Source organism: Trichococcus paludicola, from assembly GCF_003052295.1.
In the GTDB taxonomy this organism is placed as follows: domain Bacteria; phylum Bacillota; class Bacilli; order Lactobacillales; family Aerococcaceae; genus Trichococcus; species Trichococcus paludicola.
In genome coordinates this window covers 107728-126144 of sequence record NZ_QBLC01000003.1, presented here as the reverse complement: position 1 = coordinate 126144, position 18417 = coordinate 107728, and the positions used below count along the sequence as shown (strand labels likewise).

General features: G+C 45.2%; 16 protein-coding genes. 1 reads left to right on the top strand and 15 read right to left on the bottom strand.

Features of this window, described 5'->3' with window-relative positions; translation table 11 throughout:
* Positions 1-108 precede the first annotated feature (108 nt).
* The 7 genes from C7R56_RS05400 to rlmD form a co-directional block, all read right to left on the bottom strand.
* Positions 109-600 (bottom strand): CDP-alcohol phosphatidyltransferase family protein, encoded by a 492-nt coding sequence (locus C7R56_RS05400; protein WP_107995558.1) that lies wholly within the window; start codon positions 598-600, stop codon positions 109-111.
* Between the two features lie 121 nt (positions 601-721).
* Positions 722-1111 carry a VOC family protein gene (locus C7R56_RS05395; protein WP_107995557.1) on the bottom strand — a complete coding sequence of 130 codons (390 nt, stop codon included), beginning with the start codon at positions 1109-1111 and terminating at the stop codon, positions 722-724.
* Positions 1112-1262: 151 nt separating this feature from the next.
* Positions 1263-1766 (bottom strand): cysteine hydrolase family protein, encoded by a 504-nt coding sequence (locus tag C7R56_RS05390; RefSeq protein WP_107995556.1) that lies wholly within the window; start codon positions 1764-1766, stop codon positions 1263-1265.
* A gap of 206 nt (positions 1767-1972) precedes the next feature.
* Positions 1973-2665 carry a hypothetical protein gene (locus tag C7R56_RS05385; protein WP_159072167.1) on the bottom strand — a complete coding sequence of 231 codons (693 nt, stop codon included), beginning with the start codon at positions 2663-2665 and terminating at the stop codon, positions 1973-1975.
* A 188-nt stretch (positions 2666-2853) separates the two neighbouring features.
* The gene (locus tag C7R56_RS05375; RefSeq protein WP_234402586.1) at positions 2854-3600 is read right to left on the bottom strand and encodes a recombinase family protein; all 747 of its coding nucleotides are present in this window, start codon (positions 3598-3600) and stop codon (positions 2854-2856) included.
* Between the two features lie 276 nt (positions 3601-3876).
* On the bottom strand, positions 3877-4527 hold the full coding sequence (locus C7R56_RS05370; RefSeq protein WP_107995553.1) for a hypothetical protein: 651 nt from the start codon (positions 4525-4527) through the stop codon (positions 3877-3879).
* 611 nt (positions 4528-5138) lie between these two features.
* A complete protein-coding gene (gene rlmD, locus C7R56_RS05365; protein ID WP_107995552.1) occupies positions 5139-6521 on the bottom strand; it encodes a 23S rRNA (uracil(1939)-C(5))-methyltransferase RlmD in 1383 nt (460 codons plus the stop codon).
* A 219-nt stretch (positions 6522-6740) separates the two neighbouring features.
* Here rlmD and C7R56_RS05360 point away from each other — a divergent pair, with 219 nt between their 5' ends.
* Positions 6741-7139, top strand: a complete 399-nt coding sequence (locus C7R56_RS05360) for a VOC family protein (RefSeq protein WP_107995551.1) — start codon at positions 6741-6743, stop codon at positions 7137-7139.
* A gap of 67 nt (positions 7140-7206) precedes the next feature.
* Here C7R56_RS05360 and C7R56_RS05355 read toward each other — a convergent pair whose 3' ends face one another.
* The 8 genes from C7R56_RS05355 to pcrA form a co-directional block, all read right to left on the bottom strand.
* On the bottom strand, positions 7207-7617 hold the full coding sequence (locus C7R56_RS05355; RefSeq protein ID WP_107995550.1) for a thioredoxin family protein: 411 nt from the start codon (positions 7615-7617) through the stop codon (positions 7207-7209).
* A gap of 110 nt (positions 7618-7727) precedes the next feature.
* On the bottom strand, positions 7728-8759 hold the full coding sequence (locus C7R56_RS05350; RefSeq protein WP_107995549.1) for a diacylglycerol kinase: 1032 nt from the start codon (positions 8757-8759) through the stop codon (positions 7728-7730).
* 547 nt (positions 8760-9306) lie between these two features.
* On the bottom strand, positions 9307-10737 hold the full coding sequence (gatB, locus tag C7R56_RS05345) for an Asp-tRNA(Asn)/Glu-tRNA(Gln) amidotransferase subunit GatB (RefSeq protein ID WP_107995548.1): 1431 nt from the start codon (positions 10735-10737) through the stop codon (positions 9307-9309).
* A gap of 12 nt (positions 10738-10749) precedes the next feature.
* Positions 10750-12204, bottom strand: a complete 1455-nt coding sequence (gene gatA / locus C7R56_RS05340; RefSeq protein ID WP_107995547.1) for an Asp-tRNA(Asn)/Glu-tRNA(Gln) amidotransferase subunit GatA — start codon at positions 12202-12204, stop codon at positions 10750-10752.
* Complete coding sequence (gatC, locus tag C7R56_RS05335; RefSeq protein ID WP_107995546.1) at positions 12201-12506, bottom strand: Asp-tRNA(Asn)/Glu-tRNA(Gln) amidotransferase subunit GatC; 306 nt, start codon at positions 12504-12506, stop codon at positions 12201-12203. Before gatC ends, gatA begins: the two co-directional genes overlap by 4 nt.
* Before the next feature lie 293 nt (positions 12507-12799).
* The gene (locus tag C7R56_RS05330; RefSeq protein WP_107995545.1) at positions 12800-13933 is read right to left on the bottom strand and encodes a CamS family sex pheromone protein; all 1134 of its coding nucleotides are present in this window, start codon (positions 13931-13933) and stop codon (positions 12800-12802) included.
* Positions 13926-15956, bottom strand: a complete 2031-nt coding sequence (gene ligA / locus C7R56_RS05325) for an NAD-dependent DNA ligase LigA (protein ID WP_107995544.1) — start codon at positions 15954-15956, stop codon at positions 13926-13928. Before ligA ends, C7R56_RS05330 begins: the two co-directional genes overlap by 8 nt.
* 19 nt (positions 15957-15975) lie before the next feature.
* Positions 15976-18258 (bottom strand): DNA helicase PcrA, encoded by a 2283-nt coding sequence (gene pcrA / locus C7R56_RS05320; RefSeq protein WP_199902986.1) that lies wholly within the window; start codon positions 18256-18258, stop codon positions 15976-15978.
* Between the last annotated feature and the right edge of the window lie 159 nt (positions 18259-18417).

The window sequence follows — 18417 nt, the reverse complement described above, 5'->3', positions numbered from 1 at the left end:
TATCCGATTTTTAAATGTTCACGAAAACATATCCATACCAAGTTTATCCGTTATATTCATTCCACTGCCTAAACTTCGGTAGTGATAAGTAACAGGTCGAGATTTTCTTTACACCTCTTTTCCTGATCTTATATAATGTCCTTCCTGAATCGCTGAGAAGGTTGCCATGCCACATACCACGATAGCGGTATACTTAAGTTCAATAGAAGATAATGTCAGCGGCAATAAGAAAAGCACTACTCCCGTAAACTTGTTCATGATGGTATGTTCTGTCACAAACTTCTTTTGGCAAATGAATCCTGATATAACATTAATGATTTTTATTACAGCAATCGTTACAATCCATATCCAGAGCCATGTGGGAATATTTAATACAGGAAGCAGCTTAACCAAACAAGCCACAATAAATATGAAATCAGCGATTGTATCCAGTTTGGAGCCAAACTCACTGTCGGTGTTCGTCTTTCTTGCAACAGTACCATCAATCATATCCGTGAAGCCGCTGATCAAATACAGTGCATAAAACTGCGGTGAAAATGCAGGAAAGAAAAACAGCAGAACGCTGCACAGGATCCGACAGCCAGTAATGATATTTGCCATTTATCCACTCTCCTTTCCCGTGGCACGTCAATGATAATTGGACTCTTGTCAGCTGTGCAACAGTCTCAATTCTAGATTTATCTCATCAGGCTATTCGCCTACTTCTTTTCTTGACAAAGATTTATTTTTTGAATGAACCAATTTCAATCAGGTTCCCTTCAGGGTCAGCGATATAGCATGTACGTTGGCCCCAAGGCTGAGTAGTAGGCTCCAAGATAGGGACTGCACCTTTGGATACGACTTCATTAAAGGTCAAATCAACCGCATCATAGTTATCGACGCTTAGGGCAATTTCATAATGCCCATTAATTTCATTCGCATAACCAAAGGCTCTGTTTGTCATCTTTTCAAAGTCTGTCCGACGATACAATAAAAACAAGGTTCCATCCTTTACCAAATACACATTCGTTGCGTTTTCATCTTCCCGGATTTCAAAATTCAGAATATCCCTATAAAAGCGGACCATCGCTGCCATGTCTTTTACGAAGATCCCAAAACCATCAAGTTTCATAGTGTTTCCTCCGATTATTGTTCATTGTATATTGCCCCTCGCAGTTTGTATTCTCCATTTCTTCCACTATTGAGACACCTACAACTCCCTGCCCCGATGCTTCTCTTTCTGCTGCTTCCTTGTATTCCTTTATATGTTTTGGAAAGGTTTTTTATCCTTGAAATTTCCCAGTAAATTCGAGGAGCGTCTTGACCTCACAGCCCTTGTCTGCGTAATAACGGAGCATTTCGTCCATCTTTTTCAGGTCATAACTGGTGACACAGTCAGAAATGACACGTACTGTGTAGCCGGCCTTAGCCATGTTGAAGCAGGTGGATTTCACGCAGGCGGTGGCATCCGCACCGGTGATATAAAACTCGTTTATGCCGTTTGCCTCGATAAATGCGGCAAAATCCTCACTTGTCAGAGCGTTGCCCTTAGTTTTCAGAAAGATGTTTTCCGAAACGATCTTCATCTCGGGAACAAGCTCTGCGCCTTTTGTGTCCGGCTTGAAGGTGCGTGTACCTGCGGAAAGATTGTTGTGCTTGATGTACACAACGTGCATTCCCTTGCTCACAGCCCAATCTATGCCAGTGTTGATGTTATCAATGATTTCCTTATAGTGTTTCGTGATGTCGTTCTGAATATCTATAATAACAAGTGCTTTCGTCTCCATATCTCTCCGCTCCTTATGTTTATTAGGTTATATATGTCTCACTGGAAACTGATCTTTCGTCTCATCCTATTCTCGTGACATCAACACTACCGCCTCAACATGAAATTGTTAGGCTATTTCACACTTTTATAAAACATAACAAAACTCTAGTGTTTATAAAGGTTCTAAATCTATATTATCTTCTCGACCTACAATTTTCAATTAGGCTATTTTATATCTGTATAAATTTCTTTTATTCTAAACTCTTTTTTATCCCAAAATTCAAGAGCTAATAACATATATCTAATAACATGGTGACCAGTCTTTATACACAAACACCCTTCCTTAATCATTCTATCAACAAATGCCTTATCTTCTATAAAATAAATTTTATGACAGTAATTATAAATACCATCAAACGAGTCTAAATAGTTCTTTAATGTCGCCTTATTTGCTCGGGCATTTACTAAAATATATGAAGTATCTTTTTGACGCTCTTGTAGTTGATAATAACTTGCTAAGTAAGAAACAAGAGTATCTGCTCTATCAAAAGAGGCATAAACGCCATTATTTAAACAACTTCCTTTAAAACCTTGCATATTACCTTTAGTTTGCATTAAAGAGAAATTAAGTAAGCTGTGATGCATATTTTTGCATTCTTCTAAAAGGTCCAAAGCATATTTTTGCATTCTTGAACAATTCTTGTATTCTTCTTTTACCATTTGTTCAAAAATAAGACACTTACTTTCGTTAAAATTAAAATCACAGTCTCCTGAAAGATTTGCATCTTCTCCTGAATATTTATGGCTTTCTTCTTCATATGTAGCCTCATTTGATAAAAAATAATACCTATTGACATTCGGATATTTTGAGTTTGGTTCATCATAATACCCATTATTTTTATAATTACATAGTACCAAACGTTTTTCAAAATATGAGGCAGCTGGATAATCGTACTTATTGTTAATTTTACTTTTTCCATCAGTATCAAAATATATTATTTTATAATGCTCCCATGCTTCTTCAGACGAATCATGTTCGAAATTAATGATCTTATCATTAATTTTTTTATATTATTTACTATTTTGTTTCTAAATTCCATAATCATCTACCTCAATCTTTTTGAACTATATTTTTTACTTTTTCTTTGTACTCCATTTTCGTCTTTAACGATATTGCTTCTTTTAGTTTTTTCTATCTGCACTGCTTGAAATGTTTCCTTAGAAATAATGGCTGGGTTGTTATCCTCACATAAATTAACCACTCCATGTTTTCCATTATCCAATAATCTTACACTACCCGTATATTTTTCATTGCTAAGCATAACATCAATTGTACGCTTGCTCCACGTATCTTTTCCAGTAGGAGATTTAACACCCAACCGTTCCAACTCAGCAACTATACTAATGACACTTTTTCCATGGAGGCACATCTGAAATATCGTCATTACATTTTTAGCCTCATCGTCTTTGATAATCAGATTGCCCTCTTTATCATGTACGTATCCATAACATTTTCGGTTATATAGTTTTGAAGTGCCTTGTACGGCACGCTGTTTGATCCCCAATTTAATATTTTCACTACGAGATTCATTTTCAGCCTGCGCTATAGATTCGATTATAGAAATCATTAGGTCGCTGTCAGTATCGGTAGTATCCAGACTCTCCTGTTCAAATATAACACGAATGCCTAATGTCTTTAGTTGATTTAATGCCTCAAGAGTATCAACCGTATCCATGCCAAATCTACTAATACTCTTGATGAGTATGATGTCTAGATTATAGGATTGACAATCTTCCAGCATCCTTGCAAACTCTCTACGAGAAGAACCTGTTTTACTGGATGCAATATCCATATATACATCCACTAATAACCACTATGGTGTAGCTGCAGTTAATCTTGTTAGTGCCGATACTTGTGCTGTTAGGCTTTTTAGTTGGTCTACACTATTTGTACTCACACGGCAGTATATACCCACTCACTTATCTCTCTTTGGAGGTTTTGCTGGTATGTAATGAACTTTTGAATTTTCCAACATATGTTTCCTCCTTCAGAAAATTTCATATAGCTATCTTACAAATTAAAACCAAACAACTACGGCTATGTTCATAATCACATTAGTAAACATTTTTTATTTTGACGTCATTTTCCACATTGAACCATCTGGCATTCTTCGTAAATATCCAGGACTACGCTCAAGGATTTGCCCTGTTATAGCATCTCTAACAATGATTTCTTCACGATAATCCGGATCCTCAATCCATTTTGTCAAATACAATTTCCCATCATCTTGGAAATTCAAACTTTCATTTCTTTCAAATTCATAATTTGTTTCTTTTGGCCACAGAAATTCTGCTGCATCATTGTGCACATCGTGCTTAACTAATGCAAACGGGGAAATTATTAGTCCTAAATTTATCATATCTCCAGCTTTTGAGAAAGGTATTTCTGTAATAGTCTTTACGCTGTAACATTCCGGTTTAAAGATAAGTACCTGTATAACTTCTTTATTAAAATCATAGCGAATAATTCCAAATGAATTGTCTTTATGTTCATAAATAGGTCTTTCTAAAAACACATTTATTTCCTGCTTAATCGGTTCAAAAACTTTTCCTGATGGATATTCTATAAAAGAAAGTTTTGTTCCAGGATACTTATTTTTAAACTCTGGAACTTCATATGCTTCTGAACATGGAGTCCAGTGACCAAAATACCAAGAATCAGTTCCATCTACTTTTTCTGGATAAATCTCTTCAAATCCTTTGAACGTCTTAATATTCATTTAATTTAATTCCCTTCACTATAAAAATCACACCTAAAAACTATGTAAATAATCTTCCTATCAAATCATGAGTTTTCATGACATTGATATGAACTAAAGCTTAAAGTTTGTCATTAGTAAATTCATATAGGCTAATCACATCTTAAAGACTTACGCCTTATTTTGATTAGCCTATATCTATTTTATCAACTCAACCCTCCGAATTACTAATGGTGGATATGTTCCCATTTTACAAGAGTTTGGGGGATTCCGAGAATTTGAATTTTATCTTTAACTCTCAAAAATTTCTATATATCAAAGCTTTTTCAACCCTTGACATCAATACCACCGTCTCAACATGTAGGGTTTGCGGGAACAGATCCTCTGGTTGGGTGCTGCCTATGCTGTAGCCGCCTTCGTGGAATAACTGCAGGTCGCGCGAGCCTTTGCAGCTGGGTTGCACGTGCAGAGGTTATTCCGAAAGCAGATTATAAAAAAGATTTCAGTCCATCACAATCATTATAAACTCTTTGGCTGGCCATCGCTAAGTGCAACCTCTTTTTGAATGCAAAAAAATCCGCAAGAACCGTCATCATTCATGACGGTCCTTGCGGATTACTAATTTTTTCCTATTATTTGTTGCGTGTCAAAGCCACTACTGACTCGACATGCAGTGTTTGTGGGAACAGATCCACTGGCTGAATGCTGCCTACACTGTAGCCGCCTTCGTGGAATAACTGTAGGTCGCGCGCCATTGTAGCTGGGTTGCAGCTGACATAGACGATGCGCTCAGGAGCGATTTCCAAAGCAGCTTCGATGAATGCCGGTTCCAAGCCTTTGCGTGGAGGATCGACAACCAAGACATCCGCTTTGACGCCTTCTGCAGCCCATTTCGGCATCACTTCTTCGGCAGCGCCGATTTCGAAGGTAATGTTATCGATGTTGTTTGCTGCGGCATTCATTTCAGCCATTTTGACGGCATCGGGAACAACTTCCATCGCATACACGTGTTTCGCTTTTTCAGCCAATGACAAGGAGATTGTTCCGATTCCGCAATAAGCATCGATGACGGTTTCTTCGCCTGTCAATTGTGCAGCTTCGATCGCCAATTTATAAAGTTTTTCCGTTTGGATTGGGTTCACTTGATAGAATGAGCGGGAAGAGATGGCGAAAGTATGACCCATCAATTTGTCGCGGTACACGTCTTCACCGTGAAGGACGATGGTTTCGTCACCCAGGATGACATTGTTTTGTTTCGGGTTCACGTTTTGGACGATGCTGACCACTTCCGGTAAAGCCTCCAAGATAGCTGGAATGATTTTGCTTTGTGGGAACAATTTCGCCGTACGTGTAACTAGGACAACCATCATTTCGCCTGTGTAATAACCGCGGCGGATCATGATATGACGGATATTTCCGGTATGTTTCTTCTCGTCGTATGCTTTCACGTTGAATTCTTGCAGAATGTCACGGACTTTTACGATTGCTTCATCGATTTTTGGATCCTGGATCTGGAAGTTTTCCATCGGGATCAATTCATGTGTGTTGGTGCGGAAGAATCCGGTTACCAATTTGCCGTCTTTTTGACGTACTGGGATTTGTGCTTTATTGCGGTATCCCCACGGATTTTCCATTCCGATTGTCGGTTTGACTTCGACTTCAGGCATTTTGGCAATGCGTTTCATCACTTGCTCGACGTTGTTCTTTTTGAAAGCCAATTGGGCAGAGTAACGCAGATTCTGCAACGGCATCGTACCAACGCGTGTTCCTTTAACATCACGTGTCGGAATGCGGTCAGGAGAACTGCTCAGTCTTTCCTCAATGCGGGCGAATCCAAAAGATTTGCCGACTTTCGTCACTTTGATGATTGCCCGTTCGCCCGGTAGTCCATCCGCTACAAATAATGGATAACCCTCAACTTTTGCGACACCCATACCTTCTGACGTTAAGTCCTCAAATGTTACAGTCATCTTCTCATTTTTTATTACCGGTGCTACCGTATATTGTTTTTTCATATGTGCTCCTCAGTTCATAATTTATCATTCGGGTTCATTATACCAAAAAAGAAGGGGTCTCGATACAGCAAGCCCATTTGTTTGGAAAAAATAAGTACTTTCTCATAATATCGCCTGATGCGGCGCGTCTTATCGATAGGAAGTTTCGCTCGCGTTCAGTATAATAGAAATATATAGACCAGTTACTGATGGGTACAGGAAGAAAGCGAGGATGACAAAATGAGCGGACAACGGATTATTCCCTTTTTGACGTTACCGGGGACTGCAGAAGCAGCGATGCACTTTTATGTTTCCATTTTCCCGAATTCCAGCGTGACCTCCCTCACCAAAATCGATGAGGATGAACACGGTGAAGGCGGCCGTGTGATCAATGAGCAGTTTGTGTTGAATGGACAGGAATTCATGGCGATGGACATGGAAGAGGATTTTTTGCCGGATATGACTTGGGCCGTTTCCCTCTACGTGGACTGCGAAGATGAATCCAGCTTCGACAATTACTTTGATTCCTTATCCGCGGATGGCGTTGTGATGATGGGGCCTGAAGCAGTCGGCGAATTGCGTGCGGTAGCTTGGGTGACCGACCAATTCGGCGTCACCTGGCAATTAGTGTGGAAATAAAGCAAATGGGCTACTCCAGTTTTTTGGGGGCAGCCCATTCTTTTTGATTATCGGACATTCTCGCCTACTATTCTGCCGCCAATAATGCCGGCAGGTCCGCAACGGTGTCCAGATTGACGGACCCGACCGCTTTGCCATCCTCCAGTTTGATCAAAAGCGGCACAAACTCGACGCCGTAGGTATCCAGCACCTCATCATAGTTGGCATCATTGACACGCTTTTTCGTATTGTAATAATAAGCGGTCTGTCCGGTTTCCGTCAATTTTTCTTCCAGGATTGGACGGAACTCCTTGCAGTAAGGGCAATCATCGAAGCCGAAATAGAGGTAGGCCACATCCAGTGCGACCACTTCTTCGTATTCCGCTTCATTTGCGATGGCCACTATCGGGGAATTTGCCGCTTTCCCGCAGGCCACAAGCAGCATCAGCAGTCCGCTCAAAAATAAGATGGACAAAAATTTCTTCTGTTTTTTCGGCATACGGCAGGTCCCCTTTTGTGTGAAAGCTTCTTTTTTCCAGTATAGCAAAAAATGCCCGAGACCTCTCATCATAAGACCGAGTGGCCGGGCATTTTTTCTATTTTCAGTTTTTAGTTCTTGCCGTCGTAAGGCAAACGTTTGTCGTTTACTTCATCCGGATGCAAGGTTTCAACTTCCTTCATGAAGCCTGTGCCGGCACCTTCCAAAATACCTTCATCGACTTCTTCGATTGGATCAGCGTAATCGGAAGTATTCCCGATGATTTTGATGTGCTGCTGGTGGTTCGTGAACGTAGTCGGTGCATCACCGCCGTACTCCCCATCCAAGTTGATCATCAAACGTGAACCATCCATGGATTCTGCTTTCACAAAGCTGGTATGTGTATAAAGGACGTTCGAATTTTCAAGATGTCTGCCCCCGTTCAAAACTTGGGCCAACAGTTGCAGGATTTCGAAAATGTTCGCGGTCTTCACGACAAACAGCGTGAACTTGCCATCCCCCAAAACGATGTTCGGATCGATCGTCTCAAAGCCGCCGACCGAGTTGGTCAAGGCCACGAAGAACATGGAAGCCATGCCGTCGTAGACGCCGTCTTCATACTCGATGCGCATATGCATTGGTTTGAGCTGCGGGATTTTTTCGGCGCCTTTCACCAGATAGGCAAGGTAACCGAAAATGGTCTTCAGCTTCGCAGGGACGTCGTAGGTCAGGTCCGTCAGATAACCGCCTGCCGCGATATTTATGAAATAAGTACCATTGGATTGACCGATATCCATCGGGATGACATTTCCGTCAGCGATGATGCGGGCTGCATCCAATAGATTTGAGCGCGGAATCTTCAAAGCACGGGCATAGTCATTTGTGGTCCCTGCAGGTATGATGCCAACTGTCGGTCTGTGGTCCAATCCGGCGATACCGTTGACAACCTCGTTTACGGTACCGTCTCCGCCTGCTGCAACAATCAGGTCGAATCCGGCCAAAGCGGCACGTTCCGCTTCTTTTGTTGCGGAAAGCGGTTCGGGTGTAGTGGCGTACGCACTGGCCTCATAGCCTGCTTCTTCCAATATTTGAAGGATGTCAATCATGCTTTTTTTCAGCATTTCTCTTCCGGAAGTAGGATTGTAAATTACTCTTGCTCTCATTCTTTTCCTCATCTTTCTAGGCTCATCTGTTATATAGATCACAATTTATCTTTTCTTGTCAAACCACTCAATTAATGATTATATCACCTAAATCATAATAATACTAATTGTTGAACTGGAAAAAGATAGGTTTATTGCGATTTTTTTGAGAGTTTATTATTTCAGAAAAATAGCCAACCTCCGGAAGGAAGTTGGCTGGAATGTGCTCAACGCAGACGCGTTCTGAATCTCGCTCTATCTTAGTTGAGTTCTGATTCGCAGAGTTCTCCGCCTAAGTTGACAACCACACGCGGACAAAAAACGTCCGCTTTGTGGTTGTCCTCTTAGTGCTCGAACTCTACCCGCGAATCATCACATCCTATTAGTCGAACTCTGAATTGCAGATAGAAAACGCATCTCTTGGCTTGGTACAAAGATTGCTAAAGACCTCAAACGTCGCACTGTGACGTTTGAGTGCCTAACGCTATTTAGACCCATCCAGCCAAACCCGGGCTGGTTGTTCCTAAATTTCGTTAGTGCTCGCCCCCTACCCGCAATTCATCGTATCCTATCTTTTTTCCAACTCCTGCGCCAGGAGTTGGTTGACCATGCCTGGGTTGGCTTGGCCTTTGGTTTGTTTCATGATTTGGCCTACTAGGAAGCCTTTGGCGCGATCTTTTCCGGCTTTGAAGTCGTCAACGGATTGTTGGCTGTTGTCCAAAACGGCGTTGATGATCGGCAACAGTTGCGACGGATCGCTCATTTGGATCAGGCCTTCTGATTCAACGACTGCTTTTGCGTCGCCGCCTTTTGTTGCCAACAGGCGGAAGACTTTTTTGGCGATCTTCGTGCTGATGGTGCCGTCTTCGATCAATGTGATCATGCCGGCAAGGTTCGCTGGCGTCAGTTTCGTGTCGGCCAGTTCCACTTTTTCACTGTTCAGGTAGGCTGATACTTCACCCATCAACCAGTTGGAAGCCAATTTGGCATCCGCACCGGCAGCAAGGGTACCTTCAAAGAAGTCGGACATTTCTTTCGATAGTGTCAATACCATTGCATCGTACTCAGGCAGATCGTATTCAGAAATGTATCTTTCACGGCGTTTTGCTGGCATTTCCGGAATGCTTGCTTTGACACGGTCGATCCATTCTTGGGAAACGGTCAAGCCTGGCAGATCCGGTTCCGGGAAGTAACGGTAATCACTTTCGCCTTCTTTGACGCGCATCAGGATTGTTTCGCCATTTGTTTCATCGAAACGGCGTGTTTCTTGTTGGATGACCCCGCCAGCGTTCAATACTTGTGCTTGGCGTTTTTCTTCATGAGCCAAACCTCTGCGGACGAAGTTGAAGGAGTTCAGGTTCTTCAATTCTGTCTTCGTGCCGAATTTTTCTTGGCCGAATGGGCGGATGGAGATGTTGGCATCGCAACGCATGGAGCCTTCTTCCATCTTCACATCGGATACATCTGTGTACATGATGATTTGGCGTACGGCATCCAGATAAGCATAAGCCTCTTCAGGAGAGCGCATATCCGCTTCCGATACGATTTCGATCAATGGCGTTCCTTGACGGTTCAAATCGACATAGGAATAGCCGTCCGATCCGTGCATGTTTTTGCCGGCATCTTCTTCAAGATGGACGCGCTCGATGCGGATTTTTTTCTTGACGCCTTCCACTTCGATTTCGACCCAGCCGTCATGGCCGATTGGGTTATCCAATTGCGAAATTTGGTAGGCTTTCGGATTGTCCGGGTAGAAGTAGTTTTTGCGGTCGAAATGCGTTTCCGTCGAGATTTCGCAGTTCAAAGCCAAAGCGGCCTTCATGCAGAATTCAATGGCGCTTTTGTTGATGACAGGCAAGACGCCCGGGTAGCCCCAGTCGATGACGTTTGTGTTTGTGTTCGGTTCTGCCCCAAAGTGTGCTGGAGATGGGGAGAACATTTTTGATTCAGTTTTCAATTCCACATGGACTTCCAGTCCGATGACTGTTTCATAATTCATAATGTTTTCCTCCTACAGGTTTGGGTGTTGATCAAGATAGTCGTTCGCTTGTTCCAAGGCAAAAGCGGCTTGATAGATTTTCGCTTCTTCGAAGTAATTACCGATCAATTGGATACCGATTGGCATGCCGTCAGCCGAGAAGCCCCCAGGAACGGAAATGGCCGGAACGCCCGCCAAGTTGATCGTTACGGTCAACAAGTCGTCCATATACATAGCCAATGGATCGTCGTTCTTTTCGCCGATTCCGAAAGCAGTCGTTGTAGTGGTAGGCCCCAGGATCAGATCGTAACCTGCGAAGATGTTCGCGAAGTCGCGTTTGATCAGCGTGCGGACTTGACCAGCCTTCTTAAAGTAAGCATCATAGAAACCGGCGCTCAATGAGAAGGATCCCAACATGATGCGGCGTTTCACTTCCATCCCGAAACCTTCGGAACGGCTCTTGATGTACAATTCATCCAATGAATTCACATTTTCTGCGCGGTAGCCATAACGCACACCGTCGAAACGTTGCAGGTTGGATGAAGCTTCCGAAGAAGCGATGATGTAGTAAGCAGGGATTCCGTAGGCTAAAGTCGGCATGCTGACTTCTTCCACGGTAGCGCCCATTTCTTCGAATTGGGCAGCTGCTTTTCGTACAGCCTCTTGGATTTCAGCGGATACGCCATCTTGGAAATATTCTTTCGGCAAAGCAATCTTCAAGCCTGCTACATTTCCGTTCAGGTTCGCACTGAATTTAGGCACTTCCAACTTCATGCTAGTGGAATCTTTGGCATCATAGCCGCTGATTGCTTCCAATAATAGTGCATTGTCGGTTACGTTGCGTGTCATCGGACCGATTTGGTCAAGGCTGGATGCAAAAGCAATCAAGCCGTAACGGGATACGCGGCCGTATGTCGGTTTCATGCCGACGATGCCGTTGAAGGCAGCCGGTTGACGGATACTTCCGCCTGTATCTGAACCCAATGAAGCGACAACTTCGCCGCTGGCAACAGCAGCAGCGGAGCCGCCGGATGAACCGCCGGGAACTTTAGTCAGGTCCCACGCATTTTTGGTTTTTTTGTAGTAGGAGTTTTCCGTGCTCCCGCCCATGGCAAATTCGTCCATGTTCAGTTTTCCGACGTTGATGGCGCCGGCTTGCTTCAATTTAGTGACGACTGTTGCATCATAGATCGGCATAAAGTCGCCCAACATGCGGCTCGCCGCTGTCGTAGTCACGCCTTCGGTTACGATGTTGTCTTTGATCCCTAATGGAATACCGTTCAGGACATTGCCGTCAGCGTAGCCTTTTTCGTCTGCAGCTTGCGCTTGTTTCAAGGCTCCTTCTTCGTTCAAAGCCAAGAATGCTTCCACTTTTCCGTCTGTTTCAGCGATGCGTTTGAAGGCTGCTTGTGTCAGTTCCACAGAAGAGAATTCTTTGTTGACTAAACCTTCATGCAGGCTCGTTAGCGTTTCATTGAAAATACTCATGCGCCTTCCACCTCGTTATCTAAAATTGCCGGCACTTGGATCATGCCGTCTTCGGCTGTCTTGACGTTTTTGAATAAAAGTTCGCGATCTGTTCCTGGTTCCGCTACATCTTCACGCATGACATTCTTCAATGCATAGCCATGAGAAGTCACGGGTACATCCGTTGTATCGACTGCTTCCAATTGTTCCACCATGTCGATGATGTCGCCCAATTGTTCTGTAAAATGTGTGATTTCATTAGGAGCGAATTCCAGCTTGGCCAGTTTTGCTACGTGACGCACTTGCTCTTCAGTGATTGCCATGTAATACCCTTCTTTCTGTCGTTTTGTGTAGTCATCGTTTTTTTACATACTTATTCATTTTAGCATAAAAAGCATCGGTTTGTGGGAGTTTTCTCACGTTTCCAACACTTTCTGAAAACCGTTAAAAGCGGAACGGGTTCGTTCAGCCCTGAAAGAAATTTAGGAAATCGTGCCGACTGAGCATCGCAGAGCGCAATAGGTACGATTTATCTAATTTCCGAAGGGCTAACCCGTGAAGTTGGAGAAGAAAAGCGGAACGGGTTCGTTCAACCCTGATTATGGAAAACTATCCGCTAATCGAAGATATGGTAACTGAAGCCCTGGCTGTCGTTCTCTCTTGTAAGGAACGATTCGATGCCATTGATCGATTCAACGGTGATCTCAACAGGAATGTTTTGGGGCAGGAACCGCCCTGCCGCATCCGTTACGTGCTGAGTGAACGCGATGATTTCCGTTTCTCCATAGAACTGCGTCGTGATGTCGATTTCGAGCGACATCAGCTGTCCATCGATGTATTTGCCTTCACCGACGATACCGTTCAGATTCGGGAAGAAATTTTGCACTTCATTTTTGAAGTTGTCAAAGTTGGAAGATTCTTCCGTCTGCGTTCCGCTTTGCAAAGGGAAAACAACTTTGCTTTCATTGCGGGTAATCCATTCACCGATCGCATTCCCTTCCGTGGAGACGCCTTCGAACAGATAGACGCCGCCGACCGGGCTGTCCTGCGCCGATTGTTCATAAATGCCGATGACGATCGGAATGCTTTCCAATCCTTCGGTCTGGCGCAAACGCGTAACAATCGTATTTGCATAGGCTTTTGCCTGTTCTTCCAGTTTATCGCGAGAAATGGCTTGTTCCATTGGCACATCGTTCACCTTGTAATAGTCGACCGAATTCATTGCCAGTCCGATCGTCATCCCGGCCAATTCGAAGCCATTTTCATTTTGGATCATATAGTCCTGTTCCAAAATCTGCTCCAGATAAATCGGCTCTCGGGTCGCTACGTCGGTACTGCCGTTATCGGTCGGATTCAAACCGTCCGGATTGGAATCGCTGTAACGTCCCAACCATAACCTCGTCGTATCATAATCGATGACTTGACCTTCCTGAAAAAAATATTGGTCGGTCGGAAAAACATTTTTTGATACATCCAACAGATCCGCCTCAAAGTCTTTGATGTTAGCTGTCGAGTTCAGCGAGAGGCTGACGCCTCGATTCTGGCTGAATTGGTACTTGCCGTCCACAATCAAGGCCGGGTAATAATCGGTCGACAACTGATTCTGTGTCGTTTGGACAGTCACTTTTTCAGGGCCGGTATTGGTTGTATTCTCCGTTGTTTGCGTCTCTGATAGCTGTCCGCAACTGGCTAACAGGAACATCGCTGCTCCGGAGACAGTCATAAGGATGACGCTTTTCGCTTTATTCACTGCTGTCACTTCTTTCCAAGTTTTTCACCATATCTTCTTCTGTCCAGACAGGGATGCCCAAAGATTGGGCTTTTGCCAATTTGCTGCCGGCTTCTTCTCCGGCAACGATCCAATCGGTCTTTTTGGAGACACTGCCAGTCACTTTTCCGCCGAGTGCTTCAATCATTTCCGTTGCTTCGGTTCGGTTATAGTGTGTCAGTTTTCCTGTCAATACAACGGTTTTGCCGTTCCATATAGAATCAACCGCGGCCACCTCAGCCTTTTTCTTGCCCAGGTAGGTCAGATTCACGCCATTCGACCGGAATTCTTCAATCAGGTCCTTCACTTCAGGCAATTGGAAATAGGCTACAACGCTGTCCGTGATGATGTCACCCATGCCTTCGACGTTCATAATTTCTTCTTTTGTAGCCAACATCAGGCGCTCGACGGTTTCGAATTCCGCTGCCAGACTGGCTGCCGCCTTCGATCCGACATGGCGGATACCCAATCCGAACAGTAGGCGTTCTAATGAATTTCCTCGGCTCTGATCGATGGCGGTCACGATATTATAGGCGGATTTCTCTTTGATTTTATCCAATTGATACAGGTCTTCTTCGGTCAGTTTGTACAGGTCGGCTACGTCTTTGACAAGTCCTTTTTCGAACATTTGGCTGACGACGCGAACACCAAGACCGCTGATATTCATCGCATTGCGCGAAACGAAGTGGGATAGGCCCTCTTTGATCTGGGCCGGGCACTTCGGATTGATGCAGCGCAGAGCTACTTCATCCTCCAGATGCACCAGGTGGCTCTCGCAGGCGGGGCACACTTCCGGAATGACATAAGGTTCACTTTCCGGATCTCGGCGGTCGATGAGCACATGCTGGATTTCCGGGATGATGTCGCCGGCCTTATGGATCACGACAGTGTCACCGATGCGCACATCCTTTTCGCGGACGAGATCGACGTTATGCAGGCTAGCGCGTTGCACGGTAGAACCAGCCAAGAAAACAGGATCCATAACGGCTGTGGGCGTCACGACACCGGTACGGCCAACAGTCCACTCGATGTCGCGCACGATTGTTTCGGCTTCTTCTGCCTTGAACTTATAGGCGATTGCCCACCGCGGCGCTTTTACCGTATAGCCGATTTCTTCTTGAGCAGCGAATGCATTGACTTTGATGACGATGCCATCGATATCGTATGGCAAATCTTTTCTTTTCGCTGCGATTTCTTCCGTGAATGCCCAGACTTCTTCGATTGAATCGAAAAGTCTGCGTTCCGGATTGGTCCGCAAACCAACTTGAGCCAATCGGTTCAGCAGCGCATCTTGCGTTTCCACAGCCAATTGTTCGAAATTGGTTGCGCTGTACAGATAGATGTTCAGGTTGCGGCTGGCCGCAATACTGGAATCCAGTTGACGCAGACTGCCGGCAGCGGCGTTGCGCGGATTCGCGAAAATCTCCAGGCCTTTTTCATCACGGTCCGCATTCAATTGGACGAATGAAGCTTTTGGCATGTAGCATTCGCCGCGGACTTCGAAAGTCAGCGGTTCATTCATGCGCAACGGGATCGATTTGACCGTCCGCAAGTTCTGCGTGATGTCTTCACCGGTGTTTCCGTCCCCACGCGTCGCGCCTTGGATGAACAAGCCGTTTTCGTACTTCAACGATACGGCCAAACCGTCGATCTTCAGCTCGCATATGTATTGCAAAGGCTGGTCGGTCAGTTTGCTGATCCGTTGATGGAATTGCAGCAGTTCTTCCTGATTGAAGGCATTCCCCAAGCTCAACATCGGTGAATCATGCTGAACCTTTGTGAAGCCAGGCAGGATGGTTCCGCCGATTCGTTGCGTCGGTGAGTCGGTGGTGATCAGCTCAGGATGGGCTTTTTCCAATTTTTCCAGTTCTTGATACTGCTGGTCGTATTCTTTATCTGAAATACTGGGCTTGTCCAGTACATAATACTCGTAACTATAGCGGTTGAGGAGCGTCTTCAACATCTCGATGCGCTCTTGGGCTTCGGTCAGACTTTCTTTCGCCATGAATGGTTCCCCTCCTAAATTATGCTTTTTCGATCGGTGCAAAGGATGCCAACAAGCGTTTGATGCCGATGTCTTTGAAGGCGATATCCAACGTCAAACCGTCGCCTTCTCCGCTCGTCTGAACGACAATGCCTGTGCCCCATTTCTTATGGCTGGCTTTGTCCCCGACAGCCCAGCCAAGGCTGGCTGCACCGCTGCTTCCGGTTTGCTTGACGGACTGCGTCGTTTTTTCACGCGGCCCGGCCGAAAACGGCTGACTGAAGGCTTTCTCCTGGCGGGTGTCGCTTGCTGTTTTCCAGCGGCCGCCCGAGCTTGCCGGTTTTGAAGAATACATGCTTGACGTGGATCCCGAACTGTCCTCGCGGTCCAGAACGGATCCGTCCAATTCATCGAGGAAACGCGATGCCGGGTTAGACATCGTGCGTCCATAAAGCATGCGGGAATAGGCATTCGTCAGGAACAGTCTTTGCTCCGCCCGCGTGATGCCGACATAGGCCAGGCGCCGTTCTTCTTCCATCTGGTCCTCATCCAGGAAGGAGCGGGACGACGGGAAAATGCCGTCTTCCATCCCGATGATGAAGACGATTGGAAATTCCAATCCTTTGGCTGCATGCATCGTCATCAGCGTCACTTCGCTCTGCGGTTCTTCCTCGATCTGATCCAAATCGGAAACCAGCGCCAAATCGGTTAGGAAGGAGGTCAGGTCAAAGTCGTCTTGATTCATTTTATCGAACTCCTGAGTTACCGACAGGAATTCATTGATGTTTTCGATCCGCGCTTCCGACTCCAGCGTCTTCTCCATTTCGAGGGCTTCCAGATAAGTCGTCTGGGAAAGCAACTCCTGCACCAATTCCGTGATTGGAAGGAATTCCTGCATTTTATGCAGATTGTCCATTATGGTAGCGAATTTCTTCAATTCCTTCGCGGCTTTTCCGGATACGCTGGACATTGCCACATCATGAGCAGCCTGCAATAAGGTCAGGTCATGCATATTTGCGAATTCGCGCAGTTTTTCGACACTAGCATCACCGATTCCGCGTTTCGGCACATTCACGATCCGGCCGAAGCTCAAGTCATCCGATGGGTTCACGATCAGGCGCAGATAAGCCAAAAGGTCTTTGATTTCTTTGCGGTCGTAGAACTTGCGCCCGCCGACCATCTTGTAAGGGATGTTCGACTTCAGGAGGTTCTCTTCGATAACACGCGACTGGGCGTTCGTCCTGTAGAGCACTGCGAAATCCCCGTACTGGCGTTTGTTTTCTCGGACTTCCTGCTGCATCTTCGAAATGACGTAACGCGCTTCGTCGTGTTCGGATTGGCCCCGGTAATAGACGATGTTCTCCCCGTCCGGATTATCTGTCCACAACTCTTTTTCTTTCCGGTTGACGTTGTTTTGGATCACGTCGTTGGCTGCGCGCAGGATTTTTTTGGTGGAGCGGTAATTTTGCTCCAGCAAGACCACTTTTGCGTCCGGATAGTCCTTCTCGAAGTTGAGGATGTTTTCCATATCGGCACCGCGCCAACCATAGATACTTTGGTCCGCATCGCCGACGACGCAGATGTTTTTGAATTTGTTGGCCAACAGCTGCACTAATTGGTATTGGGCGTAGTTGGTATCCTGGTACTCGTCCACGTGGATGTAATGGAATTTATTTTGGTAGTAGGACAGCGTTTCTGGGTATTCCTGAAACAGCTTGACCGTCAACATGATCAGGTCGTCGAAATCCATCGACTGGCTGTTTTCGAGCGCTTTTTGGTAATCCTTGTAGCACTCGAAGACGATATTGTCGATGTATCCGCCGGCCAGATCGCCGAATTCCTTCGGTGTCTGCAGCTCATTTTTTGCTTGGCTGATCCGCCCCAGAATCATGCGGTGATCGTATTTTTTGGAATCCAGATTCTTTTCGCGGATGATGCGTTTCATCAATGTTTCGGTTTCGCTTTGGTCGCAGATGGTGAAGGAGCGCGCATAGCCGAGCTGTTCGCTCTCTCTTCTTAGGATCCGTACGCACATGGAGTGGAAAGTGGATACCCACATGTCGTTGCCGACTGTTCCGACCAAGCGGATGACCCGCTCTTTCATTTCTTTTGCCGCTTTATTCGTAAAGGTGATGGCTAAGATGTTCCAAGGGTTTACTGATTTTTCTTCCAGTAGATAGGCCATACGATGGGTCAGCACACGCGTTTTGCCGCTGCCTGCCCCCGCCATGATCAATAGTGGCCCTTCCGTCGCCAAAACGGCTTCTGCTTGCCTTGGGTTCATTCCTTTTATGAGATCGTGTTTTTGTTGCACAATTGCCATCCTTTCTTTTGTTGCCTTTGTTTCAGAGTGTGTATGGGTATGTTCTTTTTTGATAGGTTCAAGGCGATGGTGCAGCCTTATCGATTCTGATTTGCATCATGGTTTAGTCTATCATTTTAGAGCCTGTCTATCAATGAATCCCCGGATATTTTAGAGAGT